General features: G+C 37.2%; 16 protein-coding genes. 2 read left to right on the forward strand and 14 right to left on the reverse strand.

Features of this window, described 5'->3' with window-relative positions; genetic code table 11:
- Nucleotides 1–99 precede the first annotated feature (99 nt).
- From ACTJJF_RS18820 to ACTJJF_RS18840, 5 genes are all read right to left on the reverse strand, one after another.
- Nucleotides 100–1,272, reverse strand: coding sequence for a MoaF-related domain-containing protein (locus tag ACTJJF_RS18820; RefSeq protein WP_440700643.1), 1,173 nt, complete (start codon nucleotides 1,270–1,272; stop codon nucleotides 100–102).
- Between the two features lie 15 nt (nucleotides 1,273–1,287).
- Nucleotides 1,288–1,941, reverse strand: a complete 654-nt coding sequence (locus ACTJJF_RS18825; protein ID WP_440700644.1) for an NAD(P)-dependent oxidoreductase — start codon at nucleotides 1,939–1,941, stop codon at nucleotides 1,288–1,290.
- 55 nt (nucleotides 1,942–1,996) lie between these two features.
- On the reverse strand, nucleotides 1,997–2,407 hold the full coding sequence (locus tag ACTJJF_RS18830) for an Rrf2 family transcriptional regulator (protein WP_440700645.1): 411 nt from the start codon (nucleotides 2,405–2,407) through the stop codon (nucleotides 1,997–1,999).
- Nucleotides 2,408–2,473: 66 nt separating this feature from the next.
- Entirely contained in the window at nucleotides 2,474–3,424 is a 951-nt protein-coding gene (locus ACTJJF_RS18835; protein WP_312302022.1) for a hypothetical protein, read from the reverse strand.
- A 139-nt stretch (nucleotides 3,425–3,563) separates the two neighbouring features.
- Entirely contained in the window at nucleotides 3,564–3,998 is a 435-nt protein-coding gene (locus ACTJJF_RS18840) for an FKBP-type peptidyl-prolyl cis-trans isomerase (protein WP_051934256.1), read from the reverse strand.
- A 263-nt stretch (nucleotides 3,999–4,261) separates the two neighbouring features.
- Here ACTJJF_RS18840 and ACTJJF_RS18845 point away from each other — a divergent pair, with 263 nt between their 5' ends.
- Nucleotides 4,262–5,275: a catalase gene (locus ACTJJF_RS18845; protein ID WP_440700646.1), complete on the forward strand. Its 1,014-nt coding sequence runs from the start codon at nucleotides 4,262–4,264 to the stop codon at nucleotides 5,273–5,275.
- 228 nt (nucleotides 5,276–5,503) lie between these two features.
- Here the strand turns inward: ACTJJF_RS18845 and ACTJJF_RS18850 are convergent, their stop codons facing one another.
- The 9 genes from ACTJJF_RS18850 to ACTJJF_RS18890 all read right to left on the reverse strand — a co-directional run bounded on the left by ACTJJF_RS18850 (nucleotide 5,504) and on the right by ACTJJF_RS18890 (nucleotide 12,692).
- Complete coding sequence (locus ACTJJF_RS18850; protein ID WP_440700647.1) at nucleotides 5,504–5,917, reverse strand: nuclear transport factor 2 family protein; 414 nt, start codon at nucleotides 5,915–5,917, stop codon at nucleotides 5,504–5,506.
- A gap of 3 nt (nucleotides 5,918–5,920) precedes the next feature.
- A complete protein-coding gene (locus ACTJJF_RS18855) occupies nucleotides 5,921–6,448 on the reverse strand; it encodes a TetR/AcrR family transcriptional regulator (protein ID WP_440700648.1) in 528 nt (175 codons plus the stop codon).
- A 248-nt stretch (nucleotides 6,449–6,696) separates the two neighbouring features.
- Complete coding sequence (locus ACTJJF_RS18860; protein ID WP_440700649.1) at nucleotides 6,697–7,740, reverse strand: TerC/Alx family metal homeostasis membrane protein; 1,044 nt, start codon at nucleotides 7,738–7,740, stop codon at nucleotides 6,697–6,699.
- Nucleotides 7,741–7,826: 86 nt separating this feature from the next.
- A complete protein-coding gene (locus tag ACTJJF_RS18865) occupies nucleotides 7,827–8,435 on the reverse strand; it encodes a TerD family protein (protein WP_312302011.1) in 609 nt (202 codons plus the stop codon).
- Between the two features lie 69 nt (nucleotides 8,436–8,504).
- Entirely contained in the window at nucleotides 8,505–9,452 is a 948-nt protein-coding gene (locus ACTJJF_RS18870) for a hypothetical protein (protein ID WP_312302010.1), read from the reverse strand.
- 15 nt (nucleotides 9,453–9,467) lie between these two features.
- On the reverse strand, nucleotides 9,468–10,643 hold the full coding sequence (locus tag ACTJJF_RS18875) for a toxic anion resistance protein (protein WP_312302008.1): 1,176 nt from the start codon (nucleotides 10,641–10,643) through the stop codon (nucleotides 9,468–9,470).
- Between the two features lie 2 nt (nucleotides 10,644–10,645).
- Nucleotides 10,646–11,203, reverse strand: coding sequence for a TerD family protein (locus tag ACTJJF_RS18880; RefSeq protein ID WP_440700650.1), 558 nt, complete (start codon nucleotides 11,201–11,203; stop codon nucleotides 10,646–10,648).
- Complete coding sequence (locus tag ACTJJF_RS18885; RefSeq protein ID WP_440700651.1) at nucleotides 11,193–12,017, reverse strand: phosphoribosyltransferase family protein; 825 nt, start codon at nucleotides 12,015–12,017, stop codon at nucleotides 11,193–11,195. Before ACTJJF_RS18885 ends, ACTJJF_RS18880 begins: the two co-directional genes overlap by 11 nt.
- Nucleotides 12,018–12,023: 6 nt before the next feature.
- On the reverse strand, nucleotides 12,024–12,692 hold the full coding sequence (locus ACTJJF_RS18890) for an HAD family hydrolase (RefSeq protein ID WP_440700652.1): 669 nt from the start codon (nucleotides 12,690–12,692) through the stop codon (nucleotides 12,024–12,026).
- Between the two features lie 638 nt (nucleotides 12,693–13,330).
- Here ACTJJF_RS18890 and fusA point away from each other — a divergent pair.
- Nucleotides 13,331–15,397, forward strand: coding sequence for an elongation factor G (fusA, locus tag ACTJJF_RS18895; RefSeq protein WP_440700653.1), 2,067 nt, complete (start codon nucleotides 13,331–13,333; stop codon nucleotides 15,395–15,397).
- Nucleotides 15,398–15,414 lie beyond the last annotated feature (17 nt).

The following is a 15,414-nucleotide window of genomic DNA, read 5'->3' on the forward strand; positions in this document are numbered from 1 at the left end:
GCAGCTTCTGATCGGAATGATTACGCAATTTTGGCTAAAGCCAACGGAAAACCTTTATAATGAAAGAGCGGGCTAAAGCCCGCTCCTATTGAATTTCTGTTATTTTAAAATTTTAATCGTTCCTTTTGGGTGTACAAAAGTACCGTCTGGTCCTGCAATATTAGAATACACAATATTTTTATTGTAATCCTGAATATGAGTGACATTGAATTTCAGATGAGGTTCATGCCAATATACCATAAAAACATTTCTGGCCACTTCTGTTACTGTATATTCTACGGTATCCGTACTGTTTTTTGAACTGCCTGCGGTTCCGGTAAAGGTCATTGTTTTATGATCTTTAAAATCCAGAACAAATTTAACGGTTCCAAAATCCACTTCAACTTGACGGCCAATTGCAGGATAAGGTGATTTTAAATCCCAGTCCATTTCACCTAAGAAAACTTTGACTCCCATTTCCAGTTCTTCTTTTCCTGGTAGCTTAGGGTATTTTTTAACCATGAAATCTACAATAGCAGATGAAGTTTTGTTTTCAGTTACTGCCTGTTTATAGTTTTCCAGATAGCTTTTCACAAAATCAAGAGATTGTGATGATGCAGACAATTCTGCAAAATGAGAAGGAATAACCTTTTCAGGCTTCAGGGCTTTCATCGCATCAATCTGCCCGATCCATTGATCAATAGCTTTCACATTTTGGGTATCTGCCATCCAGAGGTGAGAATCTACAGATACTGAAATTCCCCCTGCGATTGTTTTGATGGAAGGAATCCAAAGGAAACTGTGCGCAGGATCATCAGGATTCTGTTTGATCTCAATTTTATTTCCTTCCAGGTCCGGGATGGCTGTTACAGCTTCGGGAATAATGATTTCTGATGGAGCATCTGTCTTCAGCTGTGGTTTCCATACGGCCATCTTATCGTCTTTTGAAGCGGAAATAAGATAAGCAGTCTGTGCAGTTGAAATAATCTTTGCGCCAGGGAAGGCTTTCTTAATCACATCCAGTCCAAAGTAAAAATCAGGATCACTATGAGAAATAAAGATGGTTTTAAGGTTTTTTCCGGTTGCTTTTATTTCTTTTACCAGTTCTTCTGCATACTGTTTCTGAAACTGGGCATCAATAAGAACAGCATCCTTGTCTCCATAAATAATAGTGGAGGTGATCGGAAAGATAGCCTTGGTTCCGGGGTTGTATACTTTGACCTTCAGGTTTCCTGCAAATATGCTGACGAATCCTAAAACGGCGATCAACGATAATAACTTCTTCTTAAGCATTTTTGTTTATTTAAATTAATAAGCTGCAGTGAAACGTTCACGGATGTGGTTATTCTGCTCCAGCTCATCCACCAAAGCCACTGCTACATCTTCTACAGAAAGACGGCTTCTTCCGTTCTCATCAAATACCGGAGTTTCCAGTGAAGTTCTGTATTGTCCTGTTCTTACTCCTACGTTAGCCTGATTCATTTCAATAGCAGGGCTGAAGAATGTCCAGTCCAGGGTATTATTTTCTTTGATCTTATTTAAATAATCTCTTGATGCTGTTGCTCCCGGTTTGTATGCATCAGGGAAATCCGGTGTATCTACGATCTGTACGTTATCCGGTGTATAAAGGCTTCCTGCTCCTCCTAACACAATCAGTCTTTTCACTCCTGACTCTTCTACTGCTTTTTCAATATTTTCAGAACCGTTAAGGAAATCGTTATAAAGGTTTGGGTTTGTCCATCCTGCATTAAATGCGCTGATCACGGCATCACTCCCTTTTAAAGCTTCGGCTAATTCGCTTACATTATTAACGTCTACACTTTTTGCCGTTACATTTTCCTGTGTTTTTACCTTTAAGGCATCTCTTACCAAAGCTTCCACGGCATATCCTCTGTCTGCCAATTCTGTTACGATGTGTGCTCCTACAAATCCTGTGGCACCAATTACTGCTACTTTTTTCATAATATCTTATTTTTAAATTGTAATAAATTTTGTTACATTTAGGTTTAAAAAAATTTTATTCGAACTGGTCAGCGAATTCCTGCAATGACTTATCTCCTAAAAAATTAACAACCAATTGATCTGTTTCTTCAAATAATGTATTTAAATGAATATTAATTTCTTTACCGACACTACAGGCCGGATTAGGGTTTTGATTTTTCTTTCCTAAAACTTCTGTATTTTTTACAGCCTTATAAATTTCAGAAATGGTGATCGCCACGGCATTTTTACCAATCTGGCTGCCTCCGTCTTTTCCCTGTCTGCTGGTAATCAATCCTGCTTCTCTCAATACGCTGATTTCCTTTCGCACTATGACCGGGTTTACATTAATACTACCCGCTATCCAGTCAGAAGTGAGCCACTCCTGAGGACTTTTTGCCAATAAGGTCATAATATGTACTGCCGTAGCAAATCTTGTATTGTTCATTTTAATTACAGGACAAAGGTAAACATTTTTTCAAATGTAACAAATTTTATTACAGTTAAATTTTTCTTAAAGGATCAATTTGTCCAGATCCAGAAGCAAATAATTAATGTTCTGATTGATGGTTCTGGTTGCAGACTGCATTTGATTGAGCATTGCAGCCCGGTTATGAAGGTCATCTGCCCTGTAGAAGCCACCGTCACTGAAAATAACCGACTGATCTGCAGCTGATTTATTATCATCAAACTGATAATGCAGCCATCTTTCTTTCATATTCCCGATAATAGAACGCTCTTCCCTGTTGGAAAATTTCTTCTCAGTATACATATACCAGATGAATGGCGGAAAGTTGGGAGATTCTAATTTTTCTCTCCAGACATCTCTCAGAAGGTTTCGCTGATGGATAAATTCTACTTTTTTTCCTTTCGGGTTAAGAGTTGCCAAACCAAAACCTGCTCCCAAAACCCCTCCGCTGATGTCGATAGCATTACTCCAACCCTCATCTTTTACAATTCCGCCTGCTATAGAAGCGGCTGCTCCTGCAATGATGGAGTATAGAATCATCTTATTATTTCTTGAAGTGTTGAGGTTATCCACATAATTTCCTATCTGGGCTACCCTTTCCCCTTCACAATCAAATTCTGCCGCTACAGCATCCAGCTCGGTAAGGGCAATCGTAATTTTGCTGTTTATTTTTGTTTTAAGCTGCAAAACTTTGACCTGAGAGGCTAAAGAAGAGTCTTTTTTAAGTTCCATAATATCATGTACTTCATCCAGATTATCCAGCGCATTCAGGATCAGTATACTTTGGTCGGAAAAAATTTCTTTCAACTCTTTATTGGCAGCAAGAATAGAATCCGAATTGTAAGAAGGAAGCTTATTGGTATAATTGTATTTGAACGGTGCTTTGCAGTAACTGTCTTTAAGGGTAAGGATGTTCTGCTGAATCACCTGATTTTTTTTAGAAACACAGGAAGTAAGCAAACCGAAAACGATAAAAAGGGAGAAAAGTTTTTTCATTCAAATCTTTTTTGTGTAATGGTGAATCATTTATCAGAATTCATTCGTCAGCTTTCATATAATTCATTAATACGAATATAAAACAAATAAAAAAATTTACCTGAATTCAGGTAAATTTTTAATTTATTTTTAAGAAGGATTATTTAATATCCAGCAGTTCAACTTCGAAAACAAGGGTGCTGTTAGGCCCAATCTCTTTGCTGATTTCCTGATCTCCGTAGGCTAAGTGCGGGGGAATAATCAATCTCCATTTGCTCCCCACAGGCATTAACTGAAGAGCTTCCGTCCATCCGGAAATAACTCTGTTTAAAGGGAAAGATGCAGGTGTACCTCTTTTTACAGAGCTGTCGAATACTTTACCGGAAATAGTTGTTCCGTGGTAGTGGCATTTTACAGTAGATTTAGGACCTGGTTTTGCTCCGTCACCTTCTGTAATAATTTCATACTGCAAGCCGCTTGGTAACTGCACAACGCTTTCTCTTTTACCATACTCTTCCATATATTCTTTACCGTCTTTCAGGTTCTTTTCGGCTAATTCTTTTTTACGTTTAAATAACATATCTGCTACGCCCATATTATAATTTTTTACAAAGATAACGCTTTTTGAGTTTAAGGTTAAGATTGAGTTTAAATGTCTGATTGCCCATACCACATAATCAGATTAAGATTATATTTAAAAATAAAAAACTAAATATCAATTATTTACATTAAAAATTCAGAAATAACATCTATTCTCTTTACATTTTGTCAACTCTTTTTCACTAAAATTCAAATAATTGTAATATTTGCTTAACGCAGATTCCGAAACTTGGCGTTATAATTGGATTTAAAAACTAAATGCCAAATCCAATAAAATATAATAAGAAGTTTGACGAGCTTAATGAAGAGGAAAAAGAGCTTCTGGAAATCAATAAAAAAACGATCGCTGATTTCGTAGAACAATCCCCATCCATAAGTGACATTAATTATGCTACCAGGAATGCTCATGCCAAAACCTATGCGGTAGCAAAAGGAAGATTCTGTGTTGATCCCAACATTCCTGAAACTCTGAAGATTTTCTTCGATAAAGAAAAATTTGATCTGATGATAAGGTTTTCCAATGCCCAGCTGAAAATCCGGAATTCAAAAAAAGATATCCCGGCCTATGGTTTTGCAGTACAGATCAAAGATGAAAACGGAGGGTTACTGGCCAATTACCCGTTGGTTAATTTTCCTTTATTTCCGGTAAATTCTGTTTCTACTTTTTTAAAACTGTTTACGGCGATCAACCGGTTTTACATAAAGAAATGGAGCAGCTTGTTTTCATTGGCCGGCCAGATGATCAAAGTCCTTCCATCCGTTCTCACAGGTTCTTTTATGAAAAATGTTTTAAAACTGATCAGTAAAAGAAATGATTTTATTCTCTCTTTCGATTACCATTCTGTCGGGGCTTACCGTCTGGGAGATCATATGATGAAAATCAAACTAAAACCCAGGTCTGTAGATAAAAACACAGGTAAGAAGCAGAATATTCAAAATGCGTTGAAAGATTATTTCCAGACCCATGATTTCTCTGCTGATGTCCTTATTCAGCTCTGCTATGACCTGGAAAACCAGCCCATCAACAAACTGAATGTGGAATGGAAAAATTCACCTTTCATTAAAATCGGTGAAATAAAAATCGACAGAGAATCCTTATTGGATCCCCGTGATTGCAATAGTGAGCTTCTTTCCTTCAATCCGTTTGAAAGCAAATCTATTTTCCAGCCTGTCGGAAAAATACAGAAACTGCGTGATGAAGCCTATAAAGTTTCTGTACAGACCAGAAGAAAGATCAATAAGCTTCTCCACGGCAAGAAAACTGAATTATAGGCTGTGACCACATGAGAAAACACAGAATAATTCAAATCCTGACCGATCTGTTTCAGCTTGTACATTAATGATTTTTAATCACAAAAGTTATAATTTTAAACACTTGAATCCACTTAAGCAAGTTTAAAATGATACCGAAGAAAAGTTCATATAAAGTAAAAATCAAAGGATTTTCACAAAACTTACTTATTAAACATAAAAAAGACTGTCCTCACAACAGTCCTTTTTCTATCTGAATTTACGATCTTCTTCGTTGATGGCCAGATCATTGATACTGGCATATCTTTTTGCCATCAATCCGTTTTCATCAAATTCCCAGTTTTCATTTCCATAGGCTCTGAACCAATTTCCTTCTTTTGTCTGGTATTCATATTCAAAACGCACAGCAATGCGGTTGTCTGTGTGAGCCCAATATTCTTTCTTCAGTTTATAATTGAGTTCCTTCTCCCATTTCTTCTGAAGAAACAGCACTATCTCTTCTCTTCCACTGATGAATGTGTCCCTGTTTCTCCACTCACTGTCTGTAGTATAAGCTTTGGAAACTTTTTCGGGATCCTGACTGTTCCAGGCATCTTCTGCCAGTTGAATTTTTTGTTTTGCCGTTTTCAGGGTGAAAGGCGGCAGCGGATGTTTTTGCTCCATTTTTTATGCGATTAAATTGGTGACTATTTTTTTTGATTTTTCAATCAGCTCATTGGATCTGAAAAGCTGGCTTTCTGTAATGCTGCTTTCAAAAAGCATATAGATATGATCGGAAAGCTCATCATTATCCAGTAATTCTAAAAAGAAGTTTCTGAGATCTGCTTTATGGGATTGAATGACGCTGAGAATTTTGATATTGTCCATTGGAATCTCTGATAAAATATTCAGGAAGCTGCATCCCCGGAAGTTTTCCTTTGCATTCATATGTACCAGAAAATCAAATGCTTTGATGGTTTTAGATTTTGGATCCTTTTCTTTTGCTAAAAAATGATTGAGTTCACCAAACCAATAGTCATGTCTCACGTTCAGAAATTCTACACACAGGTCTTCTTTGGATCTAAAATACTGATAGAAACTTGCTTTGGCTACTCCTGCCTCGGAAATGATCTGATTGATTCCGGTAGAATTATACCCTTGTTTTGTGAACAATTGAAAGGTAGTGTCTACTATTCTTTCTCTTGGAGATTTCATATTGCCTTCTTTTATGAAACAAATATATGAAAAAAAAAACATACAGACAAGTCTGTCTATTTATTTATTATTCTTGGAAAGCACAAAGACGCAATTTTTTAATAAATACCTTTATTAAGGCGCAAGGATTTTATCTCCGATAAAATTTAATGCTGCTTATAATGTAGCTTCAAATAATGTATTTTCAGCTAAAACAAAAAGCCTTCAGAGCTATACTCCAAAGGCTTTTCATCTATTTTTTTGAAAAATTATTTTTCTTCCAGTTCTTCTTTTTTCTCTTCCTCTTTATCAGGGAAAATAATTGATAAAAGAACAGATATTACCAATACTCCTCCTACAATTCCTAATGAAACAGGAGAAGGAATGTGAATCCATGGTGCAATAAGCATTTTAACTCCGATGAAGGAAAGGATGATTGCCAGTCCGTACGGAAGTTTGCTGAACATATGGATAAAGTTGGCCAATAAGAAATATAATGATCTTAATCCTAAAATCGCAAAGATATTGGAGGTATAAAGGATGAAAGGATCATTTGAGATCGCAAAGATCGCCGGGATAGAGTCTACTGCGAAAAGTACGTCTGTAAACTCAATAACTCCTACCACTACCAAAAGCGGTGTTGCCATTTTGATCCCGTTCTGAATGGTGAAGAATTTATCTCCGTCATAGTTATCCGATACTTTCCAGAAACTTTTGATCAGCCTTGCTCCAGCCGTATTGCTGTAATCTTCGTCATCATCATCATCACCATCACCCCATGATTTGATTCCTGCATAGACAAGGAATAATCCGAACAGCGTCATGACAACATTGATTTTTACGGCTTCTCCAAAGATATTCATTTCAGGAAGATAGGTCAGATTAATCAAACCAACTCCTGCAAAAATAAATATCGCCCTGAAGATCAGCGCTCCGATGATTCCCCAGAAGAGGACTTTATGATGAAGGTATTTCGGAACCTTAAAAAATCCGAAAACAAGGATGAATACGAACAGGTTATCCACAGAAAGGGCCTTTTCAATCCAGTAGGCAGCCTGATACTGGGTAAATTTCTCTACTGCCAATGCATGACTTTCAGGAGATCCGTCGGTATTGAATACCCAATAAACTACTCCTGAGAATACCATAGACAGCGAGATCCATACGATAGACCAGATTGTCGCTTCTTTGGAAGAAACTTCGTGACTTTTTTTATTAAATACCCCTAAGTCCAGGAGCAGCATGATAACGACTGTTACCGCAAATCCCCACACCAAACCAGGGTGCAGCTCTAAAATACTTTGTTGTTCCACTTGAGTTATGTTATTATATGATAAAAGCAATAGATGTACAGAGTACAAATATTGCTATTTTATTTACATTTCTGATTGATAACTGATTATAAATAATTCATCTGTACAGTCTGAATGGTCTGCTCCAGCTTTTTGTCTGCTGTAGGATCACCGATTGCATTGAATTTCCATTCACCGTTTCTCTTGTAGAAAACCCCCATTACCATAGCAACGTGCCCGCTGAAAGAAGCATCATTCGCAATATCATATTTTGCAAAAACTTCTCTTACACTGGTAGGTGTTCCTTCATAGATACGAATAGAAGCAAAAGGAATTGTCCCGAAGTCCTGCCCCCTGTAGCTGTTCAGTACCATTGCCACATGCTCCACATTCGGTTCAAGCTGGCTGAAGTCTACTGTGATTACTTCGTTATCCAATCCGTCATCACCGTTTACGTCACCGGTAAGATCATCACCGCTGTGTTTCACAGATCCGTTTCTGGATCTCAGGTTTCCGAAATAGATCACTTCAGTCACATTTTTATTTGAATCGTATAAAATACAGCTTCCGTCTAAGTCTACTGCCTCTTTTTTAGTTCCGAATAATCCTTTCTTTTCAATAGCACCCCAGTTGATTCCTACACAAGCCTGGGAAAGCTCAGCTCCGTTTTCTTTTTTAAGGTTGATTCTCTGACCTTTCTGTAAGTTGATAGCCATTTTTTTATGTTTAGTTGTTATTTACTTTAGCAAAGAAAGCTGTTGGGTTTCTTTACCTCAAATTTCGTCTTAGTTGTTGTTTAAATTCAAATTAAGCATTGCCCGCAGAATATTCGTTTCTTCGTCAAAATCAAATATTTTGCTCATAATATCTATATTTTCCAGGTTTCTGATATAGTCTTTCAGCACCCCTTCCACTTCCGGAGGTAAGGTGCGTTTTCTCTCATTCATACTGTTTTCCAACTGTTCATTTTTTCTTTTCAGCTGATCGATAATGGTCCCCTGATTGGATTGATTTTCAGAGGTATCCAATTTATCTATCTCTTTATCAAAAAGGTAGAGTTTCTTTTCGTCTACACTGAAAATGAAATAGTCATCAGACTGAAATATTTTGAAAAGTTCATATTCATGAGTTCCTATGAGGTATCCACATACAAAACGGACTTTAAATCCCTGTATATTCAGTCTTCCCAAAAGCTTCCTTTCAATGGAATAATCCCTGTACTGGTACGCCGGAAAAGAACCTGTCGTCAGCAGTGATTCGTCTGCTTCTGTCCTGTAAAATTCCTGGGCATATTTCTTATGAAAATATAGTACATTATCCCAGTTGGCCGTAAAGATATCTTCCGTAAGATCTTTATAAAGGGTTTTCAGATGCTGGGAAAATACACCGCTGTACATCTTCCGGTCAGTCTGAAAACTGTCTACACGTCTTTCTTCAAAGCCTGAAATATATTTATTGTTAATGTCAATTTCATTGATGACAGCCAGCATATCATTCTCCTTCTGTCTTTTGATTTTCGTCAGAAGTTCTATGAGGCTGTCGGTATACTGCAGGTGAAAAAGCTCCAGTTTATTGTAATCTAAAGCCGTATTTTCCTGGAACAGATTGTGGATAATATCTGTTTTGATGTAAATGGATATTATGTCAATATGTTCAAAAAAATTCGCAAGAAGCTTAAGCCTTGTTAATCTTCTTCTGCTTTGCGACAATATGGTTGCTGCATCATCCCCCACCTTGATACCTATAAATTAGCCTCTGACATTTGCTTTTAACTCGTGCTCCAGGGTCTGAAGATCCTGATCCAGCTTTCTTCTGTTGTCTGCACCCTGTTTCTGGATCTGCTTCACTTCATTCAATGTATTGATCAGCATTGAGGTTGTTTCTCTCAATGTTTCTACAGATACAATCGTCTGCTCATTCGCTCTGGCTACATTGATGGAATTCTGCCCGAGACGCTCTGCATTCTTTCTTAAGATCTCCTCTGTAGTAGCAGACACTTTCTGCTGGATCTCAATATTCTGCTGCTGTCTGTACATGGCGACAGCAAGTGAAAGCTGATTTTTCCATACAGGAAGCGTTGTAGTAAGAATCGTCTGCGCCTTTTCAGCGATTGAAACGTTGTTATTCTGTACAAGTCTGATCTGTGGAAGCGACTGCATCATGATCACACGTACTACTTTAAGATCAGCCATTCTTCTGTCTAATCTTGCAATAAAGTCTCTTTTATCTGCAATCTGATAATCCTGAAAATTCTGTGGATTTGCTTCCATCTGGGCTAACTCAACAGCAGCTCTCTCCATTCTGATATTCCCTGCGATCACAAGATCTTCGATCTGCTTGATGGAGTTTACATTACTTTCAAAGATCGTCTGCAAAACAGCGTTATCTTTAGTGGAAGTAATGATTCCTGCATTTACTTTGTATGAGATCTGCTCAATATTATTGATGATCTTGTCATATTTTGCAAATAAATTTTCAACCTGAGTGATCACCTTTTTCATAAATGGTAATTTACTCAGGAAGCTTTTCACTTTATTCCCGTTAAGCTCATCTACGTCTACATAGTTCAGCTCTACCAAGAGGTCATTGATAAGGCCTCCAACTTCTCCGGAATTCGATCTTCTTACATTTCCTAGGAAGCTGTCACTCTGGTTGGTTAATGTTTTCTGAAGTTCTGCCCCGAAATTTACGATAGAACCCGGATTGGCCTCATCAATCGAATTGGCAAGCACTTCATATTTCTGACGTTCTTCAGACTGCAGCTGCGTCAGGTTGACATTTCCTTCCCTGTCTACAAGAACTGCCGGTGCGGCATTCTGAACAGGCTGAGCCGGTACCGGCGGAACCATTGGTGTAGGTTCAAATGTCTTAAGAGGTTCTATTGATCCCATCGGATCTATTGATTGATTTTCCTGATTGTCCATAATTACTTCTGATAAAGTGATACAAATTTATCAAGGCCGTCTCTCTGTCCTGCTCCTACAGCCTCGAATTTCCATTCTCCGTTTCTGTTGTAGATTCTTCCGAATTCTACTGCCGTTTCGATTGAGAAATCTTCATCCAGTTCATATTTTAAGATCTCCTCATTCGTATCTGTATTGAAAATTCTGATGAAAGAATTTCTTACCTGTCCAAAATTCTGTTTTCTAGAATCCGCCTCATGAATTGTTACAACTACTGTAATTTCTTTGATCGCATCATCAATTTTTGTAAGATCAATCTTGATCTGCTCATCATCACCTGATCCTTCTCCTGTAAGGTTATCTCCTGTATGAATTACAGATTTATCCGGAGATTCAAGGTTGTTATAAAAAATAAAGTGATTATCTGAAACTAATTTTTTGTCTTCTCCAAGCAAAAATAATGAAGCATCAAGGTCGAAAGCTGTTCCTGTAGAAGTATTATTGATATCCCATCCTAAACCTACAGTGAATTTAGGTGCGTTGATGTTTTCTCTTTGTCCTTTTTGTAAGTTAATAGCCATAATATAATTCCGTTTGTGTTAAAGTATTGATGTTGTTTTTATATTCTTTTATTAAATGATAATTGTTACTGATGGCGAGCTCCAAAAGGAGATCCATCTGTTCTCTTTTTATAGTAGACGTAAGATAATCAAAATTACTTGAATCTAAGCCTAAAATATATTTCACAATTCTAGTGTTGAACTGAAAACTTTCTTTATTCATCACTTCTGCAATATGTTTTACGTTTTTCACAGCGTAATAATTGAAAAAGTTCTCAATTTTAGGATCGAGTTCAAAGTTCATCAGTTCTGCGTAATACAGGAAGATAAAGTCTGCTTCCACATTGTATTCATCCAGAATTCTGTTAACCGTATACTCATGGCTTCCCGTGATTTTTATATCATCTATAAAAATACAAAGTTTTCCCCTTAAAAAATCTTTATCAATGTAATAAGTATCATTAGCAATCAGATTTTTACGGTCTTCAAAATTAAGATTCCCATAATCTGTGATATAAGTATGGTTTCTATTGATTTTAGATAAAATACTGGATTTTTTCTCTTTCTGAAACAAATAGAAATCCAGGTACTTCTTAAAATAAAAGCACAGGAAATTGGAAGCCGTAGGAATCGCCATATAAGGGCTAGGAAGCACTACGATCTCTTTATCTGTGTCCAGAATTTTCTCATTTTCCGAGATAAATCCATCGAATAATTCTTTTGCAAATTTTTCGGCATACGACTTATCGCCATATTTGAAATAGCTGTATTCGGCAGGTGAGAATGTAAACTCATCCGCCGAATGAATGTGGTGTAAGCTGTATCTTTTATTCATGTTTATTTAGTGTTTAAGTAAATGGGCATTGAAACCGAAAGCTTTGGCTCCCTGATAATCCGCCACCGGATTGTCTCCGATGTGCAATACCTGATGTAAGGGTAAATCCTGATCAATGATGTTATTTTTCACTTCCTGAAAAATAAGAGGATTCGGTTTGGAACAGTTGATTTCATCAGAATAGATATGGAAATCAATGTACTGATCCAGGTTTTCGTGAATCAGAAATTTTCTCATCGTCGTTCCTTTTATAAATCCTGTATTGCTCAGAATATTAATGGTTTTTCCCTGATTTTTGATTTCCCCAAAAAAGGTATGAATATTTTCAAAAATGACAACAGGTTTATATTCCAGGAACAACTCTTCGCTTTTCACATAAAATTCATTCAGTTTTTCCTTATTTAAAAGCTTAACATCCACATCCAGTGCGCCCAATATCATCAGATAGATCTCGAAAGTATCTATATTCCCTCCAGTCACTTCATTGATGGTATTGCAAAGATCATCATAATATTTTACGGTTTTTGCAATATCACCGATAGGTTTTTCTACATTAAAAAATGAGGAGAACAGCTCAACTCTTTTTGTTTTAAATTCAGGATGAGATTTGATTAGGGTGAGCCACAGGTCAAAGGAAAAATGACAGTGGTTGTGAATGTCAATATCTGTTTTCAATATGTTTTAAGTTAAAAGTTTTATTTAGCTTCTTGAAAAAGATTTATAATTTATGAATCATCAACAAGTGTTTAAATATCTATATCTTCCCAAAGATAAAATTTTTATCATAATTGCGTTATATACTTCTCTGTTTTAAGATATTTTTATGAATTCCTGCGTATTTGGAGGCAAAATACAGATGGATTTAAAACCTGTTCATCTCCGATCACAAAAAATATTTTAAAAAAATTATTGTGGATTAAAAAAAATAATATAATTTCGCAACCGGTTAACAATCAACAATGTCAACAAAAATGATAAATATTATAACTTTAAGTAACCCTGTCAGAGCTGTGTTCTTTGGCAGCACTAAATATTTATCTGAATAGTTCCATAGATCTTTATTATTAAAATATAATTAAAGACCTGTCTATTCGGACAGGTCTTTTTTGCTGCCCTGCTTTCAGACTTTAACTATTCAAAGAACTTCTGTTGTTTGCTAAGATCTGTTCTGAAAAATACACAATCAACGTACGAAATACTTTTACATTTTTTTCTGACCTGAATATCCATCAGGCCAGGGTCTTCGTTGTGTTTATTTTTTCAGCAGCATTTTTCAGCAGAATATTCAAAATCAACAATTTAAATCAATCAAAATGAAATATAACACAAGAAATATAGGAATCATAGCTCATGTAGACGCAGGAAAGACAACTTTATCAGAAAGACTTCTGTATTACACAGGACTCATACATAAAATCGGTAACGTAGATGATGGCAATACGATGATGGATAAAGACATTCAGGAAAAGAACCGGGGTATCACCATTTCATCAGCTGCGGTTTCCACACAATGGAAAAAAGATAGTACAGTCTATAATATCAATATTATCGACACGCCCGGTCACATTGATTTTGCAGTGGAAGTTGAGCGTTCGTTAAGAGTACTCGACAGTGTTGTGGCTGTTTTCTGTGCTTCTTCGGGAGTTCAGCCACAAACGGAAAATGTATGGTTCCAGGCTGAGAAACACGGAGCCTCAAAGATCTGCTTCATCAATAAAATGGACAGAATAGGAGCCGATTTTTTTGCCGTTCTTCAAGAGATCGAAACGAAACTGAATGCTGTTCCTCTTGCTCTTCAAATCCCGATTGGTGCTGAAGACAGCTTTGAAGGAGTCATTGATCTGATCCGTCAGAAAGCGCTTTACTGGGCAGATGAAAACGGAGAAACCATCATAGAAAAGGAAATTCCTGAAGACTACCAGACTGAAGCCGATGAATACAGAATGAAGCTGATGGAGATGCTGGCTGAATACGATGAGGATTTCTTTGAGATTTTTATGGATACTGAACACGGAATTACATCGGAAATGATCACGGAAGCCGTACAAAAAGTATGTCAATCCGGCACAGCAGTTCCCGTCCTGTGTGGCTCTGCATTTAAGAACAAAGGGGTTCAGCCTCTTCTTGATGCTGTTGTCACTTATCTTCCGTCTCCGGATCAGCTTGCAGATGTTAAAGGCAAAGATCCTCATACAGAAGAAACGATAGAGCTTGAAAGAAATACCTCGGAAGTTTTTTCGGGACTTGTTTTTAAGGTTGTTATCGATAAGCATATGGGAAGACTGGCTATGCTCCGTATTTATTCCGGCAAGATCAGGTCCGGAGATACCGTTCTGAATGTAAGAACCGGAGAAAGCTTCAGAATTTCCAGGATTTTACAGATGCAATCTGACAAAACTTTATCTGTAGAGGAAGGCAAAGCTGGTGATATTGTAGCGTTAACGGGAATAAAAGATGCCAAAACAGGTGATTCTTTATCCTCTGTTGAAAAACCTGTTTTGCTTGAGTCCATTACGATTCCGGCTCCTGTGATCAGGATTTCGATAGAACCTAAAACCAATAGTGATGAGAAGTCTTTCGGTCTGGTTCTGGCAAAAATTCAGGAGGAAGATCCCTCTTTAGTTGTTGAAAGGGACAGGCAAACCGGGGAGACCTTATTAAGCGGATTGGGAGAATTACACCTTGAAGTTACTTTGGAAAAAATCCGTTTGAATCATGGGATAGAGATCAATCAGGGGAAACCTAAAGTATCTTATCGTGAGATCTTAGCGGAAACAGTGACTCACAGGGAAAAGCTTTCAAAACAAAACGGCGGAAGCGGACAGTTTGCCGATATCAGTTTTGAAATCGGACCAAGAGATGATCATGAATATGGGCTGCAATTCATCAATATGATCAAAGGAGGAGTTATTCCGACGGAATTCATTCCTTCCGTTGAGAAAGGTTTCAGGGAAGCCATGGAACATGGACCGTTGAAAGGTTATCCTTTGGAAAGTATGAAAATCACTCTTCTGGACGGTTCTTTCCATGCTCAGGATTCTGCAGCTTTTGATTTTGAAATTGCTGCGAGAGAAGGATTCAGAGCTGCTGCCGGAAAATGCAGTCCAAAGCTTCTGGAACCTGTTATGCAGGTTGAAATTCAGAGTATTGAAGAATATATGGGAGCCATTACTGCGGATATCAACCGGAGAAGAGGAATCATTACTTCCATTGATGAGAAATCAGGAAGAAAGATCTTTACCGCAGAAATTCCGTTGGCTTCTACATTCGGGTATATTTCTGATCTGAGAACACTTACAAGCGGAAGAGCTTCCATCAGTATGAAATTGTCACGCTATGCATTAGTACCCGATTTCATTGCCAATACATTAATCACTTAAACAAGCAGGGACTGTAG

This window comes from Chryseobacterium sp. 22458 (assembly GCF_052044975.1).
In the GTDB taxonomy this organism is placed as follows: Bacteria; Bacteroidota; Bacteroidia; order Flavobacteriales; family Weeksellaceae; genus Chryseobacterium.